A 22,091-nucleotide genomic window follows, 5' to 3' on the forward strand; every position below is an offset into this window, starting at 1 on the left:
CTATACCTCCGGCAGTCCGAGCCTGGCCCGTTGCGCCTCGGCGACCAGCGAGGCGACGGCACAGGAGGCAAGCCGCGTGATCCGGGAATCGGCGCGGCTCGTCAGGATGATCGGGACTCTCGCGCCGAGAACGATTCCGGCGGCATCCGCATCGGCCAGGAAGGTCAGGCTCTTCGCGAGCATGTTCCCGGCCTCGAGATCGGGAACGACGAGAACGTTGGCGCGGCCCGCAACGGGCGAGGCGATGTTCTTGATCCGCGCTGCGCCGAGGTCGATGGCGTTGTCAAGGGCGAGAGGGCCATCGACGACCGCGCCCGTGATCTGGCCCCTGTCCGCCATCTTGCAGAGCGCGGCCGCCTCGACGGTCGACGGAACCTTGGGGTTGACCACCTCCATGGCGGAGAGGATGGCGACCCGTACCTGCTCGAGCCGCAGGGCGTGAGCGAGGTCGATGGCGTTCTGGACGATGTCGACCTTCTCCTCCAGCGACGGGGCGATGTTCACGGCGGCATCGGTGATGATCAGGGGTTCGCCGTGGCTCGGCACATCCATGACGAAGCAGTGGCTGATCCGGCGCGCCGTCCGAAGGCCGCCTTCGCGGCGGACGACGGCCCCCATCAGCTCGTCGGTATGAAGGCTCCCCTTCATGACCGCCTCGGCCTCGCCCGAACGGACGAGGGCGACGGCCTGCTCCGCCGCGGCGTGGCTGTGCGGCGCGTCGACGGTCCTGAAGGCCCCCAGATCCTTCCTGAGCCGGGCGGCGGCGGCCGAGACCTTCGCCGTCGGCCCGATCAGGATGGGATCCATGAGGCCGAGGTCAGACGCCTCGAGAGCGGCATCGAGCGAAGCCTCGTCGCAGGGATGGACCACCGCGACCTTGAGCCTGGGCAGAGACTTCGCCGCGGCGATCAGACGGTCGTATTTGCGGTGCTCCCGGACGGGCGCGGGTCTCTCCTGCGACTTCGCTGATACCGGCATATGACTCTCCCGCCCTGTGCCCAGCGGCGCGGCAGCCGGGCATCCCTCGAAAGAGGCGCCCGTTGAGCTGGAACGGTCGTGAACGGTGCTGCAGTCCCGCCCCGCTTCGGTCGGAACCGCCCAACCTGACCTGCAGGTCAGACCGGCCTGCTTGACATGACGAGGATATGGCCGCGGGCCCGCCGCTGCTTGACCGAAGGGGACATTTCCTTCACTCCGCGGGACGGCAGGCGAAGCCGCCGGCACGGCGCAGCGGCGGCATTCCGTCGCCGGCAATCGGGATGACGCGGAATATCGAGTCGGGATTTCGCGGCGCCTTTGCCGCAGCCCGTTATTCCGCCGCCTGCTCGGGCGGAGCGGCGGCGTGGGGCGGAAGCGCCGAGCCGCTTCCCGGCACGGGCTTCCTGCGACCGAACATCCCTTTGACTCTCTCCCGGATGGCCTGGAAGAACACATAGAGCGGCGGAATGGCGAAGATCCCGACGAAGGAGGCGAGAATCATGCCGCCGAAGACCGGTGTGCCCACGTTCCGCCTCGCCAGTTCGGATGCGCCCGTCGCGACGACGAGCGGATACAGGCCGAGGATGAAGGCCAGCGACGTCATCATCACCGGGCGGAACCGCAGGCGCGCTCCCTCCGTGGCTGCGGACAGCAGCTCGACGCCCTTTTCCCGCTGCTCCTTCGCGAACTCGACGATGAGGATTCCGTTCTTGGCCGCAAGCCCGATGAGAACGATCATGCCGATCTGGCCGTAGAGGTCGAGGGTCAGGCCTCCGATGACGATCGCCGCGAAGGCGCCGAAAACGCCGACCGCCACGGAGAGAAGGACCGGCACGGGGATGGTCCAGCTCTCATAGAGCGCCACGAGGAACAGGAATGCGAAGAGCACCGCGAACCCCAGGATCATGGGCGTCTTGCCTTCGGCCCGCTTCTCCTGGAAGGCCGTATCGGTCCACTCCCCCGCGAAGCCCGGCGGCAGGGTGCGTGCCGCAACCTGCTCCATCGCCGCAAGCGCCTGCCCTGACGAGACGCCCTCCGCGGGGCCGCCCTGGACGGTCACGGCCCGCCGGTTGTTGTAGCGGATGAGGGAGGGCGGCCCGACGACGACGCGGACCTCGAGCAGGCTCCTCAGCGGAACCATCTTCCCCTCGGCGTTGCGCACGTTGATCCGGTAGATGTCCTCGATGCTCGTGCGGTCGGCGGCCTCGGCCTGGACCTGGACCTGCCATGTCCGCCCGAACAGGTTCATGTCGTTGACGTAATAACCTCCGAGCGCCGCCTGCAGGGCCTGGAAGACGTTGTTGAGGGGCACGCCGAGGACCTGGACCTTGTTGCGGTCGATGTCGAGATAGATCGAGGGGTTCGTGGCCGAGAAGGTGCTGAACACGCGCGCGAGCTGCGGCTCCTGGTTGGCCGCGACGATCAGCCCGCGCAGGACCTGGGCCATGGCCTTCGGATCGCCGCCGCGCAGATCCTTCAGCACGTAGGTGAAGCCGCCTCCCGTGCCGAGGCCGATGATCGGCGGCGGCGCGAGGGGCACCACGGTTCCGCCGGGCACCTGCCGCAGCTTCGGCCCCAGCCGGGCGATCACCTCGGATGCGCCCAGCGAGCGGTCCTTCCGCTCCTCGAACGGCTTCATCGTCACGACGATGAACGCGGCGTTGGACTGGGAGTAGTTGTCGATGAAGTTGAGGCCGATGACGGACGTGTAGTCGGCAACCGCCTCCTCCTCGCGCAGAACGGCCTCCGCCTGCCGGATCACCTCGGACGTCCGTGCGACCGAGGCTCCGTCGGGCAGCTGGACGACCACGAAGAAGGCGCCCTGGTCGTCCTCCGGCAGGAAGCCCGTCGGTGTCGCCTTCGAGAGAGAGAAGACTCCGAAACCGGCGGCAGCGACCATGGCGAGGCCGATGACCGAGAGACGGACGATGCGCGCGACGATGGCGCCGTAGCCGTCGCGGACCCTGTCGATCCCCCGCATCACATACCCGATGACGCCGCGGCGCGGGCCGTGATGGGGGCGCAGCAGCACGCCGCAGAGGGCCGGGGACAGGGTCAGGGCATTGACGGCCGAGAGAAACATGGCGACCGCCACCGACACGGCGAACTGGCGGAAAAGCTCGCCCGAAATCCCCGGGATGAAGGCGACGGGCACGAAGACCGAGAGGAGCACGAGCGTGATCGCGATGATCGGCGCCGTGATCTCCTGCATGGCGCGCTTCGTCGCGTCCGCGGGCGAGAGTTCGGGGTGCTCCTCCATCACCCGCTCCACGTTCTCGACGACGACGATGGCGTCGTCCACGACGATGCCGATCGCGAGAACGATCGCCAGCAGGGACACCGAGTTGGCGGAGTAGCCGACGGCCTTGAGGACGATGAAGGTCCCGATGAGGCTGACCGGGACGGCAAGGGTCGGGATCAGCGTCGCGCGGAAGCTCCCGAGGAACAGGAAGACCACGAGGACGACGAGGACGAAGGCCTCGATCAGGGTCTTCCTCACCTCGTGGATGGTGTCCTTGACGAAGACCGTCGGGTCGTAGGTCACCTTCCATTCCAGGTCTTCCGGGAAGCTCCTGGCGAGATCCGCGAGCTGCGTCTTCACGGCGTCGAGCGTGGCGATCGCGTTGGCGCCCGGAGACTGGTAGAGGGCCATGACGGTCGCAGGGGCGCCGTTGAACAGGGTCTCCCGGTCGAGATTGGCCGCGCCGAGCTCGAGCCGGGCGACGTCCCGCAACTGGAGAACCGATCCGTCCGGATTCGTGCGCAGGACGATCTTCTCGAAATCCTCGACGGAGCTCAGGCGGCCCTTGGTCTGGATGCTGAGCTGGAGCTGCTGGTCGTCGGAGATGGGGCGCGCGCCGATACGGCCGACGGCGGCCTGGACGTTCTGTCCTTGGATGGCGTTGATGATGTCGCCGGTGGTCAGTCCGAGCCCGGTGAGCCGGTCGAGGCGCACCCATGCCCGCATCGCATAATCCTGCGGCCCCCAGAGCGTGGCGTCGCCGACGCCGGGCGTGCTCTTGATCTGGTCGAGGATGTTGATCGTCACGTAGTTGGAGATGAAGAGCGGATCGTAGGTCCCCTTGGGCGAATAGACCGCGATGACGCCGAGGAGCGCCGACGACTTCTTCTTGACCGTGACGCCCTGGCGCTGAACCTCCTGAGGCAGCTTCGAGAGCGCGACCTGGACGCGGTTGTTGACGTTGACGCTGTTGATGTCCGGATCCGTTCCGAGCTCGAAGGACGCGGTGAGAGAATAGCTGCCGTCGTTGCCGCTCACGCTCTTCATGTAGATCATCTTGTCCACGCCGACGACCTGCGATTCGATCGGCTGCGCGACGGTCGCGTCGACGACGTCCGCCGAGGCACCCGGATAGGTCGTGGTCACCGAAACCTGGGGCGGGACGATGTCCGGATACTGGGCGACCGGGATGCTCCAGAGCGCGAGCGCACCCGCGATCGTCGTGACGATGGCGATGACGATGGCCAGGCGCGGCCGGTCGACGAAGATCGCGGAAATCATGGGCTACATCCCGTCGAGGGGCCGTGCCGCCGGGGTGGCACGCACCGGGGTTCCTGCACGAACGCTCTGAAGCCCTTCGACGATGACCTGGTCGCCGGGCGCGAGCCCCTCCTCGATCACCGCCCCGGCGCCGAGCTCTCCGCTCGGCTTGACGCGCCGCACGGCCGCCTTGCCGTCCTGCACCACGAATACGTAGACGCCAGCCTGGTCGGCGATGAGGGCGGATTGCGGGACCACGACCTTCTCCTGCGCCGCTCCGGTTCCGAGGAGAACCCGCACGAGCTGGCCGTCGGTGAGGGCTCCGTCCGGGTTCGGCAGCGTCGCGCGCGCCGTCACCGTGTCGGTGGTGCGGTCGACGGTCACGTCGACGAAGTTGATGCGGCCGACCTGATCGTAGAGAGTCCCGTCCGAGAAGCGCACCTGGACCCGGATGTCCTTCGGATCCCCACCCGCCTCCTTCCCCGTTCGCCCGAGGAACTCGCGCTGGCTCACCGGGAACGTCACGTACATCGGGTCCTGGCTGACGATCATAGCCAGCACGCCGCTGTCCGGCCCGACCACGTTGCCCCGGGTGACGCTGGAACGGCCGATCCGGCCCGCGATCGGAGCGGTGATGTTCGTGTAGCCGAGGTTGATTTCCGCCGTGCGGAGGTTGGCCTCGTCCGACAGGACCGCGCCCTTGGACTGCTGCTCGAGCGCGCGGGCCTGATCGCGCGCCACCACCGTGCCGGCGTTCTTCGACAGGAGTTCCTCGGCGCGCTGGAGCTGGATCACGGCGAGGGTATAGGCGGCCTTGCTGCGCTCGAGCGCGCCTTGCGCCTGCTGGACATCCGCCTCGAAGAGGCCCTGCTCGATGCGGTAGAGCGGATCTCCCTCCTTGACGGAGTCTCCCTCCTTGAAGAGGACGTCCTCGAGGTAGCCCTTGACGCGGGCCCGGACCTCGACCCGCTCCGGCGCCTCGATGCGCCCTACGAACTCGACGCTCTTCGAAACCGGTTTCAGCTCGGCGTTCAGCGTTCCGACCGAAACTGCAGGAGGAGGGCTTCCTTGCGCGTGCGCCGGGAGCGGGAGGACGAGAGCGGCCCCTATCAGGCCCCAGGCGGCGACACGCATCGAAACCTCCGTTGCCCGGGCCGCATCCGCCCGGATGCTTTCACCGGCCGTCATGCGGACTCGAGACCCGGCCGATATCGTTGAGGCGACAGGAATGTCCTGTGCATTCTTGCCGTCATCCCATCGCTCCCGCACGAAATCTTGCGCTCGCCCGATGGAATCGGCACTCGGCCCGCCACGAAGCCGGCGGCTGCCCGGACCAGCGCCGGAAGGCGCGGGTGAAGGCTCCCGCCTCGGAGTAGCCCAGCGCTGCCGCGATCTGTCCCAGGCTCATGTTGGTCGCGGCGAGGAACTGACGGGCGATCTCGAAGCGCATCTCGTCGGCGACCGACCTGAAGTCGGTTCCTTCCTCCGTCAGCCGCCGGTGCAGCGTGCGGCGGTGCATGGCGAAGAAGCTCGCCACGTCGCTCGCGGAGCACTTGCGTTTCAGGAGCTGCGACCTCAGGACCCTGCGGACCTCGTCCCTGAAGTCGCCGGCGGGAACGGATTCCAGCTCCGCGATCCGCTCCTCGAAGATCTGACGGAAGATGTCGTCCGCCCCGGCAATGGGGTGGCTGAGCCACCGGGCGGAGAAGATGAGCGCGGCCATCTCCTCGTCGAAGCGCAGGGGCGCGCGGAAGACATCGCGGTAGGGCTGCGGATCCTGTGGCTGCGACCGGGGCAGGAGCACTTCCGTCGGCGCCCATTTCGGACCGCAGATCGCCGTCACGGCTTGGAACGCGGCGGCGAGCGATGCGTCGGCGATCTGGTCGGCATTCTCGCCCCCTGGCGCATAGACGCCGAAGCTCAGGATCGCCTCGTCGCCTTCGACGGAGAGCTGGGGCACCGCAATCCTGTTCTGCAGATGCAGGTAGCGGACCAGGATGCGCAAGGCGTCGCCGACGGTTCGCGAGTGCTGCATCAGACATCCCACGATCCCGATGGAGGAGATCGTGGCCCGCTGGCCGAGCAGCAGCCCGACATGGGGACAGCCTGTCCGCTCCGAACTGAGCGTGAGGAGCCTGTTGAGCGCCGAAAACGAGATGACGTTCCCCGCGTCTTCGAAGAGGTGCGGATCGAGGCCCGCGCCGCGGACGACCGCGCCCGGATCCGACCCGAGATCCTTGAGGACACCGACGATTTCCTTGACGACGCCGAGATGGATGAAGCCAGACCGCACCGGAATACGACGCGGCCCGTGGATCTGGACGAACCTGCCTCCGACGTCCTCCTGCAGGACAGGCCACCGTGACGGCGCGCCGGCTCTGGAATCATCGAGTGCCATGGTGCTGTCTCCCGCAAGCCAAGTCTCTTCGAGAAAGTCTCTTCGCAAGTCTCTGCGAATTTGCATTCTGCGCGCCCGGTCCGCTTCTCGGACGACCGGGCACCCCGGCGGGGTCCGTCGGAGCATCTGCTCCCAACGCCGGATACAGAGTGCCAAGAAGCGCCTCTCTTGAAATTGCGTTTTGTCAAAACCGCTTTCGGGAAAGACCTCGGACCCGCGTTAGGGGGCGAAGACCCTCCGGTCCGCCACGGCATCGAGGTCTTTCGGCGTACCGCTTCGGACCGATGCCTTTCGCCGGCATGCCGTCCGCCGCCGGGACGCACCGGACTTGATCCAGATCATCGCGAAGGGCCGATCCTTCGATCAAGGTGCGAGCGAAGCCTGCGCCGGGCAGTTCCTGCCGACGCCGGCATGCGCGGGGACAGACCCGGCCGGAGGGCCGCGAGCTTTCGAGGAGGCCGCAATGGGTGTTTCGTCGAGCGACCGGTTCATGCGCCTTCGCACGATCCGACTCTGTATTCCCATCCTGCTGGGTCCGGTCTGCGCCGCCACGGCGGCGGAAGCGGAGCCTGCCGCCTTTCAGGGCGCGTGGCTGGAGCAGAGTCTCCCCTGCGACGGCGTCTACACCGCGGTCGGCAAGGGGATGTCGTTCAAGAAGCCCGTGAACATCTTCGCGCCCGCGTTCATCGTGTCCGGCAGCCGGCTGAGGACGCCCCAGGCCACCTGCCGGATCAGGTCGGTCCGGCCGATGGGCGACCGCGAGGTCATGAGGCTCGATTGCGCCAACTCCGTCGCCACCGGCGATGTCGCGGTCCAGGTCTCGGCATCGCCCGACGGAACCTTGAGGCGCTTCTTCAACGAGGACGACAAGACCGGCAACGTCTACAGACGCTGCGACCGCTGACGCGCGGTGCCGCCTGCGCGTCCTCCGTGGCCAATCCAAAGTCCCGCCAAGTCAAGCCGCAGCCCCGCAAGGCATCTACGCTGAACGATCGGCTGGGGAGGCTGCGCGAAAGCGCCTTACACCCCGAGGAGGATTCAATGCGGCAGACCATGACGATTCTGGGACCGGCAGCCTTCGCCGCCGTGTCGATCATCGCTCTCGCTTCGTCGGCGGCGGCGCAGCCGCTGACTTTCCGTGTCGGCCCGAGCTCTGCCCCATCCCAGGTCGGAAATCTCGGCTATACGTCGGAAGGCTGGATGAAGATCAAGGCGGGAGACCTACGCTACTTCGGGCCGCGCTACGATCGGCGCAGTGGCATGAGAATCGGCCGCGGGAGCCCGATCCCGGACTGGATCGAAACCGCCGAGATGCAGAGCATCTCGATTCCGGGTCTGACATCGGGCGCCTATTACAACTATTTCATCTCGCCCGATCAGAGAATCGTCGTCCTCGACCAGAGCTCCCGCCGGGTCATGCGCGTTCTCCGCTGACTGCGTCGGCCGCTCTTCACGACCTGCAGCGCACCGGGTGGAGGATTCTCGGGCGCTGCACGGCGTATCGTGCCCGGCACTTCCAGCACCCCCGAGGGCCTTGCGAGCGCAACGGGATGCGCGATGCCTGCGCGGATCGCGCCACAGGTCCCGCCCGTCGCTCTCAATAGCTGCAAACCTGAACGCGGCGCACCACCACGCGTCCCCACGGGTCGATGAAGCCTCGACGCACCCAGTAGCAGTCCGATCCGTAGCCGATGCCGTAGTACGGATAGCCATAGGAGGGGTAGCCGTAATAGGGATAGGTCAGCGCGCCGAGCGCCAGCCCGCCGATCAGGCCGGCGGCGATGGCGCCGCCATAGTACGGATAGCCCCAGCGGTAGTATCCGCCATAATACGGATACCGCCAGCCATAGCCGCGGTAGAAGGGCCTGTAGGCACCGTAATACCGGCCATAGAAGCGCGGCGCCGCGAAGCCCGGCCGATAGAAGGCGGCAGGCCGGTAGCCGTAGCCGAAGGCGGGACGCGCGATTACGGCCGGACGGACGCCGTAGCCGAATCCCGGACGCGGCCCGAACCCGCCTGCGCCGAACCTCGGAGCGCCGACGGCCACGCCGCGGAACCCTCCCATCGGACCGGCGAAGCCCCCCCGGAAACCGCCTCCGAAACCGCCGCCGCGAAATCCGCCCCCATGGAATCCGCCCCCATGGAAACCGCCCCCATGGAAACCGCCGCCGCGGAACCCACCGAAACCTCCACGCTGGGCGGCCGCGTCTCCCGGAACGAGAAGAGCACCGACGCCAAGAGCTGCGAATGTGACGAGAAGCCTGCTCACGCGACCCTCCCTCCAGTAGATGGACAGAGTCCCACGGAGAGGGCACGGGCGACTTGATAAATCTCAAGAAGGCAAAGGAGATTCGAGGGTTTTCCGCCTCGCGCGGCATCGGACCGCGACCCTCGGCCGAGCGGAGGTTTCCGCCCTGCCGCGAATGCGGGATCCGCGACGGCAGAAGGAGAACCGGCCGGTCGAGGGGCGGGCGGAAAGGCGGGCGCCCGTCGCCTGCTTCCCATGAAACGGTTCGCGTGCGAACGGATGCGACGCTCCGGCGAGGCCGTCTCCACGATCTCAGGCGTCAGCGCGGGCAGACGTCCCAGAAACCCCGGGTGCGGCTGGCATTGGTGTAATACCAGCAGTATCCCGGGGCCGGGGCCGCGCCGATATAGGAACGGGCCGCCGCCGCGGAGAGAACGCCCACCGCGGCTCCGGCGGCAAGCGCGCCGCCCGGGCGCCACCAGTAGGCGGCAGGCCGGCGCCACCCCGGCGCCACCGCCACGGGGCGCCGGACCGAACCCGTGCGCGTCACCGCCACATTGCCCCGCGGACCCCGCACCGCCGTCCGGTAGGGGCCGCGCACCGCAACGCCGCCGCGGGGACCGCGCGCGACGGCGCCGTAGCGCCCGCGAGCCGCAAAGCCTCCCCGTGCCCCGCGCCCGACGGCTCGCGCATAGACGCCGTCGACGCCCGCCGCACCCAGCAGCCTCTCGACGGACGGCATGGCGTGGCGGGGCGCCGACGACGGCGCGACCGCGCCCGCCGAGGCCCAGCCTCCGGAGGTCAGCACGATGACGAGGGCGGACGCGAAGACGGGCGATCCGCACCGGACGCTGCGCAGCTTGAACATGAGTTCCTCCCTCTGTTGCAGGAGAGGGTGAGGTCCCGGCCCGCCGCCGGCATTGACATTGCTCAATATGCGCCGGACCGGCGCGAGGAGCTTTCGCCGTTTCGTTTGCGCGGCGTCAAAGAGAGGCGGGGCGCGGACGGGCATTCCATAGCCGACCGCCCCTCACCCTCGCCGAGAACCCTCGCAACGAGCAGGAGCCCCGATGACGACCGGATCGATCGCCTCCTTACCGCCCGCAGCCCCGGCCGCTCCGGTCCTCTGGAACCGGTCGGGATTTCGCGCGCTGTTCCTCGTGTCCGCCATGGCGGCCCTGGCGGGAGGAACGTGGGGAGCGCTGTGGAGGCTCGGCTGGACCCTGCCCCACGGCTCTTCTCTCGCGGACCTGCACGGCCCCCTCATGATCTGCGGCCTGTTCGGAACCCTGATCGGCCTCGAGCGCGCCGTCGCGCTCGGGCGCGGGTGGAGCTATGCCGCCCCGGCTCTCGCAGGGCTCGGCACCCTGCTCCTGCTCGGCGGCGCGCCCGCCGCTTTCGGCGCCGGCGCCTATGCGGCCGCGGCAGCGGTTCTGGCAGGCAGCTCGCTCCTGATCGCTCTCCGGCAGCCGGCCCTCTTCACCGGCGCCCTTCTCTTCGGCACCCTCGCCTGGCTCGCGGGCAGCGCGGTCTGGATGGCGGGCCGCCCCGTGTCGGACGCGGTCGGCTGGTGGCTGACCTTCCTCGTCCTGACCGTCGCGGGCGAACGCCTCGAACTCAGCCGCGTCGCCCTGCCCGAGCGCAGGAGCGAACCCCTGTTCCTCTTCGGCATCGGCCTCCTGCTCGCAGGGGCGCAGAACGGCCTGACGACGGGCAACGGCGCCGTCCTCTTCGGCCTCGGGCTGATCGCGGCCACCGCGTGGCTGCTGCGGCACGACGTTGCGCGCCGGAACATCCGCAGGGACGGGCAGACCCGCTTCATGGCGGCGTGCATGCTGGCGGGCCATGGATGGCTCGGCCTGGCCGGGCTGGCGCTGCTCGCCGCTCCGCCCGGAGAAACGGCCTTCGGATACGACATCGCCCTGCATGCCGTGCTGATCGGCTTCGTCCTTTCCATGGTGTTCGGCCACGCCCTCATCATCCTTCCGGCCGTGGCGCGGGTCCGGGTGCGCTATGCCCCGGTTCTTTACGGTCCCCTGCTCCTGCTCCACGCGTCGCTCGTCCTGCGCGTCGCCGCGGGCCTCGGCGGATGGGACGCCGGCCGCAGGGCGAGCGGCGTGCTCACGCTCCTCGCCCTCGCCGGTTTCGCAGGCAGCCTCGCCTTCGCCTCATGGCGCGGCCGGACGCGCTCCCGCCCGGCGGTGGGGGCGACGGTCGCATCCGCCCCCCTCGAGGCGAGGCCCCAGGCCGGAGAGTGAGTCCGCGAGCCGTCAGGCGCCGTGCAGGCTCCCCAGATCGGATCTCAGCCAGGCGAGCCGCGCGATGGCGCGCCCGGCCAGATCCTGCGCCCGTCCGAGGGCCTCCTCGTCGCGCAGGGTGTCGCCGGCCTCCAGATAACGGTCGACGAGCAGTTCCGCGAGAGCCGTCGGATCGTCGGGCAGGGGCACTACGGGGGCGGAGCCCACGGCGATGGGTGCCCGTTCGAGCGCCTCCGCGTTGCGCGTCGCTTCCTGCGCGAAGGCCTCCAGGCGTTCGCGTTCCGGAGACGGCGCCCTGGCGGCGAGGGGCGCGAGCAGAGCCGCAAGCCGCCGCTCCAGGCCGGCGAGATCGCCGGCCTCGTGCCGGGCGTCGCTCCCGGCGCGGTCCCGTTCGGCGTGGAAGGCCCTTCTGCGCTCCCGCCGGAGCAGTGCCACGTGGCCCAGCTCCTCGTGCGCCATGGCCTCGGCGGCCCGGCGGACCTCCGGCGACGCCGCATGGGCGGCGACATAGCTCCAGAAGGCGAAGGCCCGCTCCTCGTTCCGCACCGCCACGGACAGGGCACGGTAGGCGCTCAGGAGCCGGGGATCGGCGGTCGCCATGCCCTCGTCGTCGAAGGTCTCGGGCCGCTGCCACCGGATGCGCGCCGGGTCGGGGGCCTGTCCCCGCGCGCGCTGCGACCAGCCTTCGACGCTCGCAAGATGGCCCCTCTCCTCTTCGGAGAGGCGTGCGAACACCTCCGCCAGCGCGGCATTCCCTTCCTGCCTCATGCGGTCGGCAATCTCGGCATAGCGGATGGCGGCCTCCTCCTCCATGGCGGCGGCAAGGGCAAAGAGTTCGTCCAGGGTTTTGACGGAGCCTGCCGGCTCGGCCTTCAGCAGGGGCATCGGATTTCCTCGCGGTGGGGACTCGATCTTTAGATTGACGCAGGAAAAAAAATTCGCCACCTTGCGCAGGATCAAAGCCGAACCGCTCAAGCTTGCTCATATGGGAGCGGGCTTCGGAATTCACCCTTCCAGCTCCGGAAAATTCGAGGCAGCCCAAACGGAACGTTCCGCGTTCCCGGGCGTTCTCTTTTTTCCGTTCAGACCTTAGACCTCGTACCCGACGCTGGACGGTCCCCTGTTGGCAAGCCCGCACCTTCGCTTATCCCCCCGCCTGCCCGCCCTCACCGGCCTGCATCTTCTGCGGATCGTTGTCCTGCTCGGGTTTGCGACGCTGCTGTTATGGGCGGGCCAGGCGTCGGCGGCGGGGCGTTTGGGCGAGTTTCTGGGCAAGGCGCAGCCCGGAGAGTTCTTCGCGGGCGCCGACCGTTTCGGACCCGCCGCGGGAGATCCGCCCCTCGCGCCGGTCTACCAGGGCGACCGCCTGCTCGGCTACGTCTACCTCAACACGGACGTGACCAACGCGACCGGCTACTCGGGCAAGCCGATCCAGCTGCTCGTCGGCATCGATCCGAACGGCGTCATCTCGAAGATCAGGCTCGTCGACCACAAGGAGCCGATCGTTCTCATCGGCATTCCGGAACGCCGCATCGTCGATGCGGTGAACACGCTGGTGGGCAAGGACATGAGGCCGGTGGCCTCGGGGGCCGAGCGGCCGCCGCAGGTCGACATCGTGAGCGGCGCCACCGTGACGGTGCTGGTGATGGGCGACAGCGTCGTGCGCTCCGCCGTACGCCTGATCCGCAGCAACAGGCTGGGCGGCGGCCAGGCGCCGGCGGCAGCGGCCGCACCCGCAACGAAGAGCGTCGACATGGCCAGGAGCGAGATCCGCGACTGGCAGTCCCTTCTCGGGGACGGTTCCGTCCGGCGCCTCTCGCTCACCGTCGGCGAGGTCGACGAGGCCTTCGCCCGCGCAGGCAACCGGGAGGCGGCGAACAATCCGGAGACGGGCGATCCCTCCGATCCCTTCATCGACCTCTACGTCGCGCCGGTCAGCGTTCCCACCATCGGACGGAGTCTTCTGGGGGACGCCGCCTACGACCAGCTCAGGGCACGCCTCAAGCCGGGCCAGCAGGCCATCGTCGTCGCGGGAAGCGGCGCCTATTCCTTCAAGGGATCCGGGTACGTGCGGGGCGGCATCTTCGACCGCATCGAGCTGCTGCAGGACGGGCAGAGCACCCGCTTCCGGGACCGCAACCACACGCGCCTCGGCGCCTTCGCCGCCGAAGGCGCTCCGGATCTGCGCGAGATCGGGCTTTTCGTCGTTCCCGAGGACTTCAAGCTCGATCTTGCCGAACCTTGGCAGCTGCAGCTTCTCGTCCAGCGCAACGTCGGCGCGCGCGACAAGGCGTTCCTGACCTACGACCTCGCCTATACCCTGCCGGACGCCTATCTGCGGATCGAAACGCCCGCCGCCGCGGCCGCGCCGCAGGCGCAAGCCCAGCCGGCCCAGAGCGCGACGCCGGCCGCACCGGCGGCGGGAGAGGCCCGCCCGTCCCTCGACGACTCCCAGGCCCTTGCGGCCGGGCCCCTGGAAGAGCCGCTGTGGCTCAAGATCTGGAGAGCCAACACCGTCTCCATCGCCATCACGGGCCTCGCCCTCCTCGTTCTGACGGGAATCTTCTTCTTCCAGGATTCCCTCGTGCGCCGGCCGGCGGTCTATGTCTGGGTGCGCCGCGCCTACCTGACGTTCACCCTCGTCTGGCTCGGCTGGTATGCGAACGCCCAGCTCTCCGTGGTCAACGTCCTGACCTTCACCAATGCCCTGGTGACCCAGTTCAGCTGGGAGTTCTTCCTCGCCGCTCCCCTCATCTTCATTCTCTGGGCCGCCGTCGCCGCCGGTCTGCTGTTCTGGGGCCGCGGTCCGTTCTGCGGCTGGCTGTGTCCGTTCGGCGCCCTGCAGGAACTGCTCAACAACGTCGCCCAATGGCTGAAGGTGCCGCAGATCGCCGTGCCCTGGGGGCTGCACGAGCGGCTGTGGCCGATCAAGTACATCATCTTCCTCGGCCTGTTCGGCCTCTCGCTCTATTCCGTGGCCTTCGCCGAGACCCTCGCCGAGGTCGAGCCGTTCAAGACGGCCATCATCCTCAAGTTCGTCCGCGACTGGCCCTTCGTGGTCTATGCCCTGACCCTCCTCTCGGCGGGCCTCTTCATCGAGCGGTTCTTCTGCCGCTACCTGTGCCCCCTGGGCGCCGCTCTCGCGATCCCGGGGCGCATCCGCACCTTCGAATGGCTCAAGCGCTGGCCGGAATGCGGCTCTCCCTGCCAGCGCTGCGCCAAGGAATGCCCGGTCCAGTCGATCCACCCCGAGGGACACATCAACGTCAACGAGTGCATCTACTGCATGCATTGCCAGGAGCTGTACCACGACGACCGGCGTTGCCCGCACATGATCCAGGTCCGCCTGAAGCGCGAGAAGCGGGAGGCGCTTTCGTCGCCTTCCATGCGCGGGAACAAAGACGCGGGCAAGGGGGCTGCTAAGCCCATCATCACCCACATGGGAAAACCGATCCGGGAGCCGTCCACGGCGGATGTCCCGACGACGCACTCTTGACGAGGAAGGAGACTTCAATGGCGAACCAAGACAAGAAGGGATTGAGCCGGCGCGACATGCTCGGAACCACCGCCGCGGTGGCGGTGGCCGGCGCGGCCGGAGCCGCCGGCGGCGTGACCGTTTCCCGCACCGGGCTCATCGGCGCCGCCGAGGCGCAGACCGCACCCGGCGCCCCTGCCGCCCGCCCCGCGGTGGCCAGCAAGTACGAGGTGAAGCCGGGCGAGCTCGACGAATACTACGTGTTCTTCTCCAGCGGCCAGACGGGCGAGGTGCGCATCGTCGGCCTCCCCTCCATGCGCGAGCTGATGCGCATCCCGGTCTTCAACCGCGACAGCGCGACCGGCTGGGGCCTCACCAACGAGAGCCGCAAGATCCTCACCGAGGGCCTGACGCCGGAAGCCCGCGAGTTCCTGAAGGACAAGGGCGGCGTCTACCTCAACGGCGACCTGCACCACCCGCATCTCTCCTTCACCGACGGGACCTATGACGGGCGCTATCTCTTCGCCAACGACAAGGCGAACACCCGCGTCTGCCGCATCCGCCTCGACGTGATGAAGTGCGACAAGATCATCCAGCTGCCCAACCAGCACACGGTCCACGGCCTTCGGCTGCAGAAGTACCCGCGCACCGGATACGTGTTCTGCAACGGCGAGGACCGCATCCCCGTCCCGAACGACGGCAAGGTGCTCGACGACCCGAAGAAATATTCCTCGATCTTCACCGCCGTCGACGGCGACACCATGAAGGTCGCCTGGCAGATCCGCGTCGACGGGAACCTGGACAACGTGGATGCCGACTACCAGGGGAAATACGCCTGGGCGACCTGCTACAACTCGGAGGAAGGCGTGACCCTCGCCGAGATGATGGCGAAGGAGCAGGACTGGGTCGTGGTCTTCAACCTCAAGCGCATCGAGGAGGCGGTGAAGAAGGGCGAGTACGAGACCATCGGCGGCGTTCCGGTCCTGGACGGCCGGGCCGGGTCGAAGTTCACCCGCTACATCCCGGTGCCGAACAGCCCCCACGGCATCAACACCGCGCCGGACGGGATCCACTTCGTCGCCAACGGCAAGCTCTCGCCGACCGTCACGGTCTTCGACGCCCGCAAGCTCGACGACCTCTTCGACGACAAGATCAAGCCCCGCGACGTGGTCGTGGCGGAGCCGGAGCTCGGCCTCGGCCCGCTGCACACCGCCTATGACGGCAAGGGCAACGCCTACACCACGCTCTTCCTCGACAGCCAGGTGGTGAAGTGGAACATCGACCTCGCCAAGCGCGCCTTCAAGGGCGAGAAGGTGAACCCGGTCATCCAGAAGCTCGACGTCCACTATCAGCCCGGACACAACCACACCTCCATGGGCCAGACCAAGGAGGCCGACGGCAAGTGGCTGATCTCCCTGAACAAGTTCTCGAAAGACCGCTACCTCAACGTGGGGCCGCTCAAGCCCGAGAACGACCAGCTGATCGACATCTCCGGCGACAGGATGGTGCTCGTCCACGACGGGCCGAGCTTCGCGGAGCCGCACGACGCGACCATCGTGCACCGGTCGAAGATCAACCCGGTCCATGTCTGGAAGCGCGACGATCCCTTCTTCGAGGACGCGGTCAAGCAGGCGAAGGCCGACGGGGTGACGCTGGAGACGGATTCCAAGGTGATCCGCGACGGCAACAAGGTGCGGGTCTACATGACCTCCTCCGCGCCCGCCTTCGGCCTCGAGAGCTTCCAGGTCAAGCAGGGCGACGAGGTCACGGTCTACGTGACCAACATCGACGAGGTGGAGGACCTGACGCACGGTTTCTGCATCATCAACTACGGCATCAACATGGAGGTCGCTCCCCAGGCGACCGCCTCGGTGACGTTCGTCGCCTCGACGCCCGGAGTGTACTGGTACTACTGCTCCTGGTTCTGCCATGCGATGCACATGGAGATGAAGGGCCGCATGTTCGTCGAGCCTCAGGGCGCCTGACGGCATGGGCAGGGTCCCTGCATCCTTTTGGGGTCTGGCGGCGGTCTTCGCCGCCGGCCTCTCCTCTCCGGCCCTCGCCGCGCGGATCGTCGTGTCTCCGGGCGAGGCGAACCTTCAGGACGTCGTCGACCGGGCGTCCGACGGCGACGTCGTCGTCCTGCAGGCAGGCGAGCATCACGGCCCCGTCCGCCTGACCCGCCCGCTGACCCTGGAGGGCGAAAAGGGCGCGGTCCTGACAGGTCCCGGCAAGGGCAGCGTCATCACGGTGCTGGCGCCCGGCTCCGCCGTCCGCGGGCTGACGATCCGCGGCTCCGGCCTCGACCTGCCCGAGATGGATTCCGGTGTCTTCGTGGAGAAGTCCGCCGCGGGCGCGGTCGTCGAGGACAACGTGATCGAGGGCAATCTCTACGGCGTCTATCTCCATGGCGCCGAGAACGCCGTGGCGCGCGGCAACCGAATCCTCGGCCTTCAGGAGGGGCGCGTGAACGAGGCCGGCAACGGCGTCTCCGTCTGGAACGCTCCGGGCGCCCAGGTGCTCGACAACGACGTACGCTACGGGCGCGACGGCATCTTCGTCGTGACCAGCAGGAACAACGTGTTCAAAAACAACCGCTTCCGCGACCTGCGCTTCGCGATCCACTACATGTACACCAACGACAGCGAGATTTCGGGCAACGTCTCGTCCGGCAACACGGTCGGCTATGCGATCATGTTCTCGCATCGCCTGAAGGTGACCGGGAACGTTTCGGACGGCGACCGGGACCATGGCTTCCTGTTCAACTACGCCAACTTCTCGCAGATCACCGGCAACGCAGTGCTGGGGCGCCTCCAGCCGGCCGAGCGGTGGGCGACCTCCGGCATGCGGACGGGCGACGCCAAGGAGCACGGGCTGCCGTCCCCCGGCGAGGCGGAGCCGGCCGCGGGCGCGGACGCGAGGCCCGGGCCCACGAAATGCGTGTTCATCTACAACGCGAACCGCAACAGCTTCCGCGGCAACTGGTTCGAAGGCTGCGAGATTGGCATCCACTTCACCGCCGGGTCGGAGGGCAACGAGATCGCCGGCAACGCCTTCGTGAGCAACCGCAACCAGGTGAAGTACGTCGGTACCCGCTACCTCGACTGGTCGAAGGGCGGGCGCGGGAACTACTGGAGCGACAACCCCGCCTTCGACCTCAACGGCGACGGCCTTGGGGACAGCGCCTATCGTCCGAACGACCTGGTGGACAAGGTGCTCTGGACGGCGCCGCAGGCCAAGGTGCTCATGAACAGCCCCGCCGTGCAGGTGATCCGCTGGGCGCAGACCCAGTTCCCCGCCCTGATGCCGGGAGGCGTGGTCGACAGCCATCCTCTCATGCGCCCTCCCGTGACGCCCCCCGCGCATCCCCGGTTCGAAGGAGCGCGGCCATGACCCGAACCGTGGAGATCGACGGCGTCGTCAAGCGCTTCGGCAAGGTGGAAGCGGTCCGCGACGTGTCCTTCGCCCTGGACGCGGGCGAGACGGTGGCGCTCGTCGGCCACAACGGCGCCGGGAAGACGACCCTGATGAAGCTCATGCTGGGCCTCATCAGGCCGAGCGCGGGCCGCATCGCCGTGCTCGGAGAGGATCCGGCGGCGGGCGAGTTCTCGGCGCGGCGGCGGGTGGGTTACCTGCCGGAGAACGTGTCCTTCAACGGGGCGCTCACGGGGCGCGAAACCCTCGCCTTCTACGCCCGTCTGAAGCGCGAGCCGCAGAAACGGGCGATAGCGCTCCTCGAGCGGGTGGGCCTGACCCATGCCGCGGACCGGCGCGTCGGCACCTATTCGAAGGGCATGCGCCAGCGCCTCGGCCTCGCCCAGGCGCTGCTCGGGGAGCCGCAGCTCCTCCTGCTCGACGAGCCGACCACCGGCCTCGATCCGGCCCTGCGGCAGGGCTTCTACGAGATCGTGGAGGAGCTGCGCGGGCGGGGCGCGACCGTGCTCCTGTCCTCGCACGCCCTTACCGAGCTCGAGGAGCGCGCGGGCCGGGTCGTCATCATGAACCAAGGCATCAAGGTCGCCGACGGAACCCTCGACGAGCTGCGCCGCATCGCACGGCTGCCGACCCGGATCCGCCTCAAGGTCGCGGAGGCCGGCCTCGCCGACGTGGCGGGCTGGCTCGGCCCGGTCGGCGGCTGGCGGCGGATCGACGGCCATGTGGTCGAGGTCCAGGCGGCGCCCGAGCAGAAGATCGAGGTTCTGCGGCGCGCCACTGGCGCGGGCGCCCCCGTGGAGGATCTCGACGTGATGCCGCCGACCCTCGACGAGCTTTACGCCCATTTCCTTCTCTCCCAGGAGACGCCGCGATGAGAAACATCATGATCGTGGCGCGCAAGGAGATCCAGGAAGGGTTGCGCAACCGCTGGGTCCTCGCCACGACCCTGCTCCTTGCGGCGCTCGCCCTCTCCCTCACCTTTCTCGGCAGCGCGCCGACGGGCACCGTCAGCGTGCGGGCGCTCGACGTGGTGATCGTCAGCCTCTCCAGCCTCACGATCTTCCTCCTGCCGCTCATCGCCCTGCTGATCTCGCACGACGCCATCGTGGGCGAGATGGAGCGGGGGACCATGCTGCTCCTGCTGAGCTATCCGGTGGCGCGCTGGCAGGTGCTGCTCGGCAAGTTCGTGGGCCATCTGTCGATCCTGGCCTTCGCCACGCTCCTCGGCTACGGCGCCGCCGCCGCGGCCCTGGTGGCGACCGGCGCGGCCATCGATGCCGAGAGCTGGGCGGCCTTCGCCGCCATGATCGGCTCCTCGGTGCTGCTCGGATCCGTCTTCATCGCCGTGGGCTATCTGGTGAGCGCCCTAGTGCGAGAGCGCGGCACCGCCGGCGGAATCGCCATCGGCATCTGGCTGGTCTTCGTGCTGATCTACGACATGGCCCTCCTGGGGCTGCTCGTGGTGGATCAGGGCCAGGTCGTCTCGGGCCGCCTGCTGGACGCGCTCCTGCTGCTGAACCCGACGGATGCCTACCGCCTGTTCAACCTGACGGGATTCGCCAATATCGGCGCGTTCTCCGGCATGGCCGGAATCGCGCGGAACGCGGCCCTGAGTCCCGCCGTCCTGCTCGCGGCGCTGGCGGCCTGGGCCCTCCTCCCGCTGTCCCTCGCAGCACTCGCTTTCTCCAGGAGAGAGTTATGAAAAGGGTCGTCCTTCTGGCTGCCTTCGCGGGCGCTCTGGCGCTCGCGGGCTGCAACGACAAGAAGACCGCCGAGGCGCCGCCGCCCCCGCACGAGCTGACGGACGCGGCCATCGGGCATTATTGCGGCATGAACGTCCTGGAGCATCCGGGCCCGAAGGGACAGATCGTCCTGGCAAGCCGCCCGGAGCCGGTCTGGTTCTCCTCGGCGCGGGATGCGATCTCCTTCACCATGCTGCCGGAGGAGCCGAAGGACATCCGCGCGATCTACGTGTCCGACATGGGCAAGGCTCCCTCGTGGAGCGAGCCCGGCACGAAGAACTGGATCGACGCGAGACAGGCCTTCTACGTGATCGGAAGCCGCGCCAGGGGCGGCATGGGCGCGGAGGAAGCGGTTCCGTTCTCGGAGAAGAAGGCGGCAGAGGCATTCGCGAAGGACAACGGCGGCCGGGTTGTGGCCTTCTCCGACGTGCCGAAGGACTACATCCTCGGCGCCGGCGAAGCGACGGGGTCCGTGGAGGAGCCCGCGCCGGCCGATGCCCCCCAGGGCCGCGGCGCCCCCGCCGCAGGCCAGCAGCACCATGCCCACTGAGGACGCGCCATGTCTCCGCTCCCTTCCCGCAGGCGTTTCATCGGGATCGCGGCTTCCGCGGCCGGCCTGAGCCTGCTTCCGCTCGGCCGGCGCGCGCGGGCCGAGGGCCACCTCGTGACCTGGCGCGGCTCCGCCATGGGCGCCGCCGCATTCCTGCAGATCCACCACCGCGATCGCGCCGCCGCCGAACGGCTCATCGAGCGCTCGCTCGCGGAGGTGCGCCGCCTCGACGCGATCTTCAGCCTCTACCGGGACGACTCGGCTCTCTCGGTTCTCAACCGGCAAGGCATGCTCGCCGCGCCACCTGTCGAGCTCGTGGCCGTTCTCGAAGAGTGCCGCCGCTACGGCGAGCGGACCGGCGGCGCCTTCGACCCGACGGTACAGGCCCTCTGGATCCTCTACCGCGACCATTTCTCCCGCCCCGGCGCGGACCCGCGCGGGCCGTCGGACGATGCCGTGCGCGCGGCCCTCTCGCGGGTCGGCTTCGAGCACGTCCTGTTCGACCGCAACCGCATCGCCTTCGCCCGGCGCGGCATGGGCCTCACCCTCAACGGGATCGCCCAGGGCTATGTGACGGACAGGGTCGTCGCGATCCTGCGGGAGAGCGGGATCGCCAGCAGCCTTGTCGACATGGGCGAGAGCCGCGCCCTCGGCGCGCGGCCCGACGGATCGCCCTGGCGGATCGGGATCGCCGATCCCGACGGCCCCGAGCGGATCGACGGCATCGTGGAGGCGGTCGACCGGGCGGTGGCCACATCCGGCGCCTACGGTTTCCGTTTCGACGCGGCCGGGCGCTTCAACCACCTGCTCGACCCGCGCACCGGCGCGTCGGCGCACCGGCACCGGAGCGTCACCGCGATCATGCCGACGGCAACGGCCGCCGACGCCCTTTCGACGGCCTTCAGCCTGCTCCCGGAGGAGAGGATCGCGGCGGTCCTGCGCGCCCTGGGAACCGGAGAGGTCCGGCTGATCGACGGCAAGGGAGAACGACGCGTCGTGACCGCATAGGAGGGACGCGCGACGGGACCGCTCCGTTCATCCCGCGGGAATCACGCCTCGGCCAGCAGCGCCTTGATGGTGTCCGCATTCGGGCAGTAGCGCGGAACGACCGGCGCCCAGCCGGAAGCGATGGCCTGCCGGCACTGGGCCGCGACCTTGCAGCCCGAGCAGACGACGGTCATGTCGCGCATGACCGCCGGGTAAGAGCAGGCGACCTTTTCCGGCGAGAGGCCCAGTGCCTGCATGAGAAGCGGCAGTTCGTCGGCGCCCTTGGAGGACGCCAGCTGCACGAGCCGGTCGGCGGGAATCCCCACGTCGCGGGCGAGGCCCTGGAGCTCCTCCTCTCCCAGCCGCGCCAGCTCGCTCTCCGCCGCCCAGGCGGATTGCAGCTTCGTCCATACGGTCATCAGGCCCATCGTAACCTCCCGTGTCGCACCATTTCTGACACGGCGCCGCCTCCGGCGCTTTGCGTCAGATCAAAACCTCGTTCCGTTCCGGCCGCCCGG

The 22,091-nt window shown here is 68.6% G+C and carries 18 protein-coding genes; 10 read left to right on the forward strand and 8 right to left on the reverse strand.

Going from position 1 to position 22,091, the window contains the following annotated elements; genetic code table 11:
- The 4 genes from GDR74_RS00395 to GDR74_RS00410 all read right to left on the reverse strand — a co-directional run bounded on the left by GDR74_RS00395 (position 1) and on the right by GDR74_RS00410 (position 6,878).
- Positions 1-978: a phosphate acetyltransferase gene (locus GDR74_RS00395; RefSeq protein ID WP_152584443.1), complete on the reverse strand. Its 978-nt coding sequence runs from the start codon at positions 976-978 to the stop codon at positions 1-3.
- Between the two features lie 331 nt (positions 979-1,309).
- Complete coding sequence (locus GDR74_RS00400; protein ID WP_152584444.1) at positions 1,310-4,501, reverse strand: efflux RND transporter permease subunit; 3,192 nt, start codon at positions 4,499-4,501, stop codon at positions 1,310-1,312.
- Positions 4,502-4,504: 3 nt separating this feature from the next.
- Positions 4,505-5,614, reverse strand: coding sequence for an efflux RND transporter periplasmic adaptor subunit (locus GDR74_RS00405; RefSeq protein ID WP_152584445.1), 1,110 nt, complete (start codon positions 5,612-5,614; stop codon positions 4,505-4,507).
- 115 nt (positions 5,615-5,729) lie between these two features.
- The gene (locus GDR74_RS00410; RefSeq protein ID WP_194164584.1) at positions 5,730-6,878 is read right to left on the reverse strand and encodes an AraC family transcriptional regulator; all 1,149 of its coding nucleotides are present in this window, start codon (positions 6,876-6,878) and stop codon (positions 5,730-5,732) included.
- A 463-nt stretch (positions 6,879-7,341) separates the two neighbouring features.
- Here GDR74_RS00410 and GDR74_RS00415 point away from each other — a divergent pair, with 463 nt between their 5' ends.
- Together GDR74_RS00415 and GDR74_RS00420 are read left to right on the forward strand one after the other, a co-directional pair.
- Positions 7,342-7,782, forward strand: a complete 441-nt coding sequence (locus tag GDR74_RS00415; RefSeq protein ID WP_246179811.1) for a hypothetical protein — start codon at positions 7,342-7,344, stop codon at positions 7,780-7,782.
- A 137-nt stretch (positions 7,783-7,919) separates the two neighbouring features.
- Entirely contained in the window at positions 7,920-8,312 is a 393-nt protein-coding gene (locus tag GDR74_RS00420) for a hypothetical protein (protein WP_152584447.1), read from the forward strand.
- A 163-nt stretch (positions 8,313-8,475) separates the two neighbouring features.
- Here the strand turns inward: GDR74_RS00420 and GDR74_RS00425 are convergent, their stop codons facing one another.
- Together GDR74_RS00425 and GDR74_RS00430 are read right to left on the reverse strand one after the other, a co-directional pair.
- Positions 8,476-8,925 (reverse strand): hypothetical protein, encoded by a 450-nt coding sequence (locus GDR74_RS00425; protein ID WP_425486936.1) that lies wholly within the window; start codon positions 8,923-8,925, stop codon positions 8,476-8,478.
- A 520-nt stretch (positions 8,926-9,445) separates the two neighbouring features.
- Positions 9,446-9,994, reverse strand: a complete 549-nt coding sequence (locus GDR74_RS00430) for a hypothetical protein (RefSeq protein WP_152584449.1) — start codon at positions 9,992-9,994, stop codon at positions 9,446-9,448.
- A gap of 202 nt (positions 9,995-10,196) precedes the next feature.
- Between GDR74_RS00430 and GDR74_RS00435 the strand changes: the two genes are divergently transcribed.
- Entirely contained in the window at positions 10,197-11,384 is a 1,188-nt protein-coding gene (locus GDR74_RS00435; protein WP_194164585.1) for a hypothetical protein, read from the forward strand.
- 12 nt (positions 11,385-11,396) lie between these two features.
- Here the strand turns inward: GDR74_RS00435 and GDR74_RS00440 are convergent, their stop codons facing one another.
- Complete coding sequence (locus tag GDR74_RS00440) at positions 11,397-12,269, reverse strand: ferritin-like domain-containing protein (protein WP_152584450.1); 873 nt, start codon at positions 12,267-12,269, stop codon at positions 11,397-11,399.
- A 313-nt stretch (positions 12,270-12,582) separates the two neighbouring features.
- Here GDR74_RS00440 and GDR74_RS00445 point away from each other — a divergent pair, with 313 nt between their 5' ends.
- The 7 genes from GDR74_RS00445 to GDR74_RS00475 are packed head-to-tail and all read left to right on the forward strand — an operon-like array spanning position 12,583 to position 21,594.
- Positions 12,583-14,880, forward strand: a complete 2,298-nt coding sequence (locus GDR74_RS00445) for a 4Fe-4S binding protein (protein WP_425486964.1) — start codon at positions 12,583-12,585, stop codon at positions 14,878-14,880.
- A gap of 17 nt (positions 14,881-14,897) precedes the next feature.
- Positions 14,898-16,844, forward strand: coding sequence for a TAT-dependent nitrous-oxide reductase (nosZ, locus tag GDR74_RS00450; RefSeq protein WP_152584452.1), 1,947 nt, complete (start codon positions 14,898-14,900; stop codon positions 16,842-16,844).
- A gap of 4 nt (positions 16,845-16,848) precedes the next feature.
- Positions 16,849-18,252 carry a nitrous oxide reductase family maturation protein NosD gene (locus tag GDR74_RS00455; RefSeq protein WP_152584453.1) on the forward strand — a complete coding sequence of 468 codons (1,404 nt, stop codon included), beginning with the start codon at positions 16,849-16,851 and terminating at the stop codon, positions 18,250-18,252.
- Positions 18,249-19,169, forward strand: a complete 921-nt coding sequence (locus tag GDR74_RS00460; protein ID WP_152584454.1) for an ABC transporter ATP-binding protein — start codon at positions 18,249-18,251, stop codon at positions 19,167-19,169. The genes GDR74_RS00455 and GDR74_RS00460 overlap by 4 nt, the downstream gene beginning before the upstream one ends.
- A complete protein-coding gene (locus GDR74_RS00465; RefSeq protein ID WP_152584455.1) occupies positions 19,166-19,996 on the forward strand; it encodes an ABC transporter permease subunit in 831 nt (276 codons plus the stop codon). Before GDR74_RS00460 ends, GDR74_RS00465 begins: the two co-directional genes overlap by 4 nt.
- Positions 19,993-20,586 (forward strand): nitrous oxide reductase accessory protein NosL, encoded by a 594-nt coding sequence (locus GDR74_RS00470; RefSeq protein ID WP_152584456.1) that lies wholly within the window; start codon positions 19,993-19,995, stop codon positions 20,584-20,586. Before GDR74_RS00465 ends, GDR74_RS00470 begins: the two co-directional genes overlap by 4 nt.
- A gap of 9 nt (positions 20,587-20,595) precedes the next feature.
- Entirely contained in the window at positions 20,596-21,594 is a 999-nt protein-coding gene (locus tag GDR74_RS00475; RefSeq protein ID WP_152584457.1) for an FAD:protein FMN transferase, read from the forward strand.
- Positions 21,595-21,635: 41 nt separating this feature from the next.
- Here the strand turns inward: GDR74_RS00475 and GDR74_RS00480 are convergent, their stop codons facing one another.
- On the reverse strand, positions 21,636-22,001 hold the full coding sequence (locus GDR74_RS00480; RefSeq protein ID WP_152584458.1) for a DUF6455 family protein: 366 nt from the start codon (positions 21,999-22,001) through the stop codon (positions 21,636-21,638).
- Positions 22,002-22,091 lie beyond the last annotated feature (90 nt).

The sequence above is a fragment of the Microvirga thermotolerans genome (assembly GCF_009363855.1).
Lineage (GTDB): Bacteria > Pseudomonadota > Alphaproteobacteria > Rhizobiales > Beijerinckiaceae > Microvirga > Microvirga thermotolerans.

What these genes read in the sequence shown, in the direction of transcription:
- GDR74_RS00395 (WP_152584443.1), bottom strand. Translation starts at nt 978, where the DNA reads ATGCCGGTATCAGCGAAGTCGCAGGAGAGACCCGCGCCCGTCCGGGAG.
- GDR74_RS00410 (WP_194164584.1), bottom strand. Translation starts at nt 6,878, where the DNA reads ATGGCACTCGATGATTCCAGAGCCGGCGCGCCGTCACGGTGGCCTGTC.
- GDR74_RS00415 (WP_246179811.1), top strand. Translation starts at nt 7,342, where the DNA reads ATGGGTGTTTCGTCGAGCGACCGGTTCATGCGCCTTCGCACGATCCGA.
- GDR74_RS00405 (WP_152584445.1), bottom strand. Translation starts at nt 5,614, where the DNA reads ATGCGTGTCGCCGCCTGGGGCCTGATAGGGGCCGCTCTCGTCCTCCCG.
- GDR74_RS00420 (WP_152584447.1), top strand. Translation starts at nt 7,920, where the DNA reads ATGCGGCAGACCATGACGATTCTGGGACCGGCAGCCTTCGCCGCCGTG.
- GDR74_RS00440 (WP_152584450.1), bottom strand. Translation starts at nt 12,269, where the DNA reads ATGCCCCTGCTGAAGGCCGAGCCGGCAGGCTCCGTCAAAACCCTGGAC.
- GDR74_RS00475 (WP_152584457.1), top strand. Translation starts at nt 20,596, where the DNA reads ATGTCTCCGCTCCCTTCCCGCAGGCGTTTCATCGGGATCGCGGCTTCC.
- GDR74_RS00400 (WP_152584444.1), bottom strand. Translation starts at nt 4,501, where the DNA reads ATGATTTCCGCGATCTTCGTCGACCGGCCGCGCCTGGCCATCGTCATC.
- GDR74_RS00430 (WP_152584449.1), bottom strand. Translation starts at nt 9,994, where the DNA reads ATGTTCAAGCTGCGCAGCGTCCGGTGCGGATCGCCCGTCTTCGCGTCC.
- GDR74_RS00455 (WP_152584453.1), top strand. Translation starts at nt 16,849, where the DNA reads ATGGGCAGGGTCCCTGCATCCTTTTGGGGTCTGGCGGCGGTCTTCGCC.
- nosZ (WP_152584452.1), top strand. Translation starts at nt 14,898, where the DNA reads ATGGCGAACCAAGACAAGAAGGGATTGAGCCGGCGCGACATGCTCGGA.
- GDR74_RS00465 (WP_152584455.1), top strand. Translation starts at nt 19,166, where the DNA reads ATGAGAAACATCATGATCGTGGCGCGCAAGGAGATCCAGGAAGGGTTG.
- GDR74_RS00460 (WP_152584454.1), top strand. Translation starts at nt 18,249, where the DNA reads ATGACCCGAACCGTGGAGATCGACGGCGTCGTCAAGCGCTTCGGCAAG.
- GDR74_RS00435 (WP_194164585.1), top strand. Translation starts at nt 10,197, where the DNA reads ATGACGACCGGATCGATCGCCTCCTTACCGCCCGCAGCCCCGGCCGCT.
- GDR74_RS00480 (WP_152584458.1), bottom strand. Translation starts at nt 22,001, where the DNA reads ATGGGCCTGATGACCGTATGGACGAAGCTGCAATCCGCCTGGGCGGCG.
- GDR74_RS00470 (WP_152584456.1), top strand. Translation starts at nt 19,993, where the DNA reads ATGAAAAGGGTCGTCCTTCTGGCTGCCTTCGCGGGCGCTCTGGCGCTC.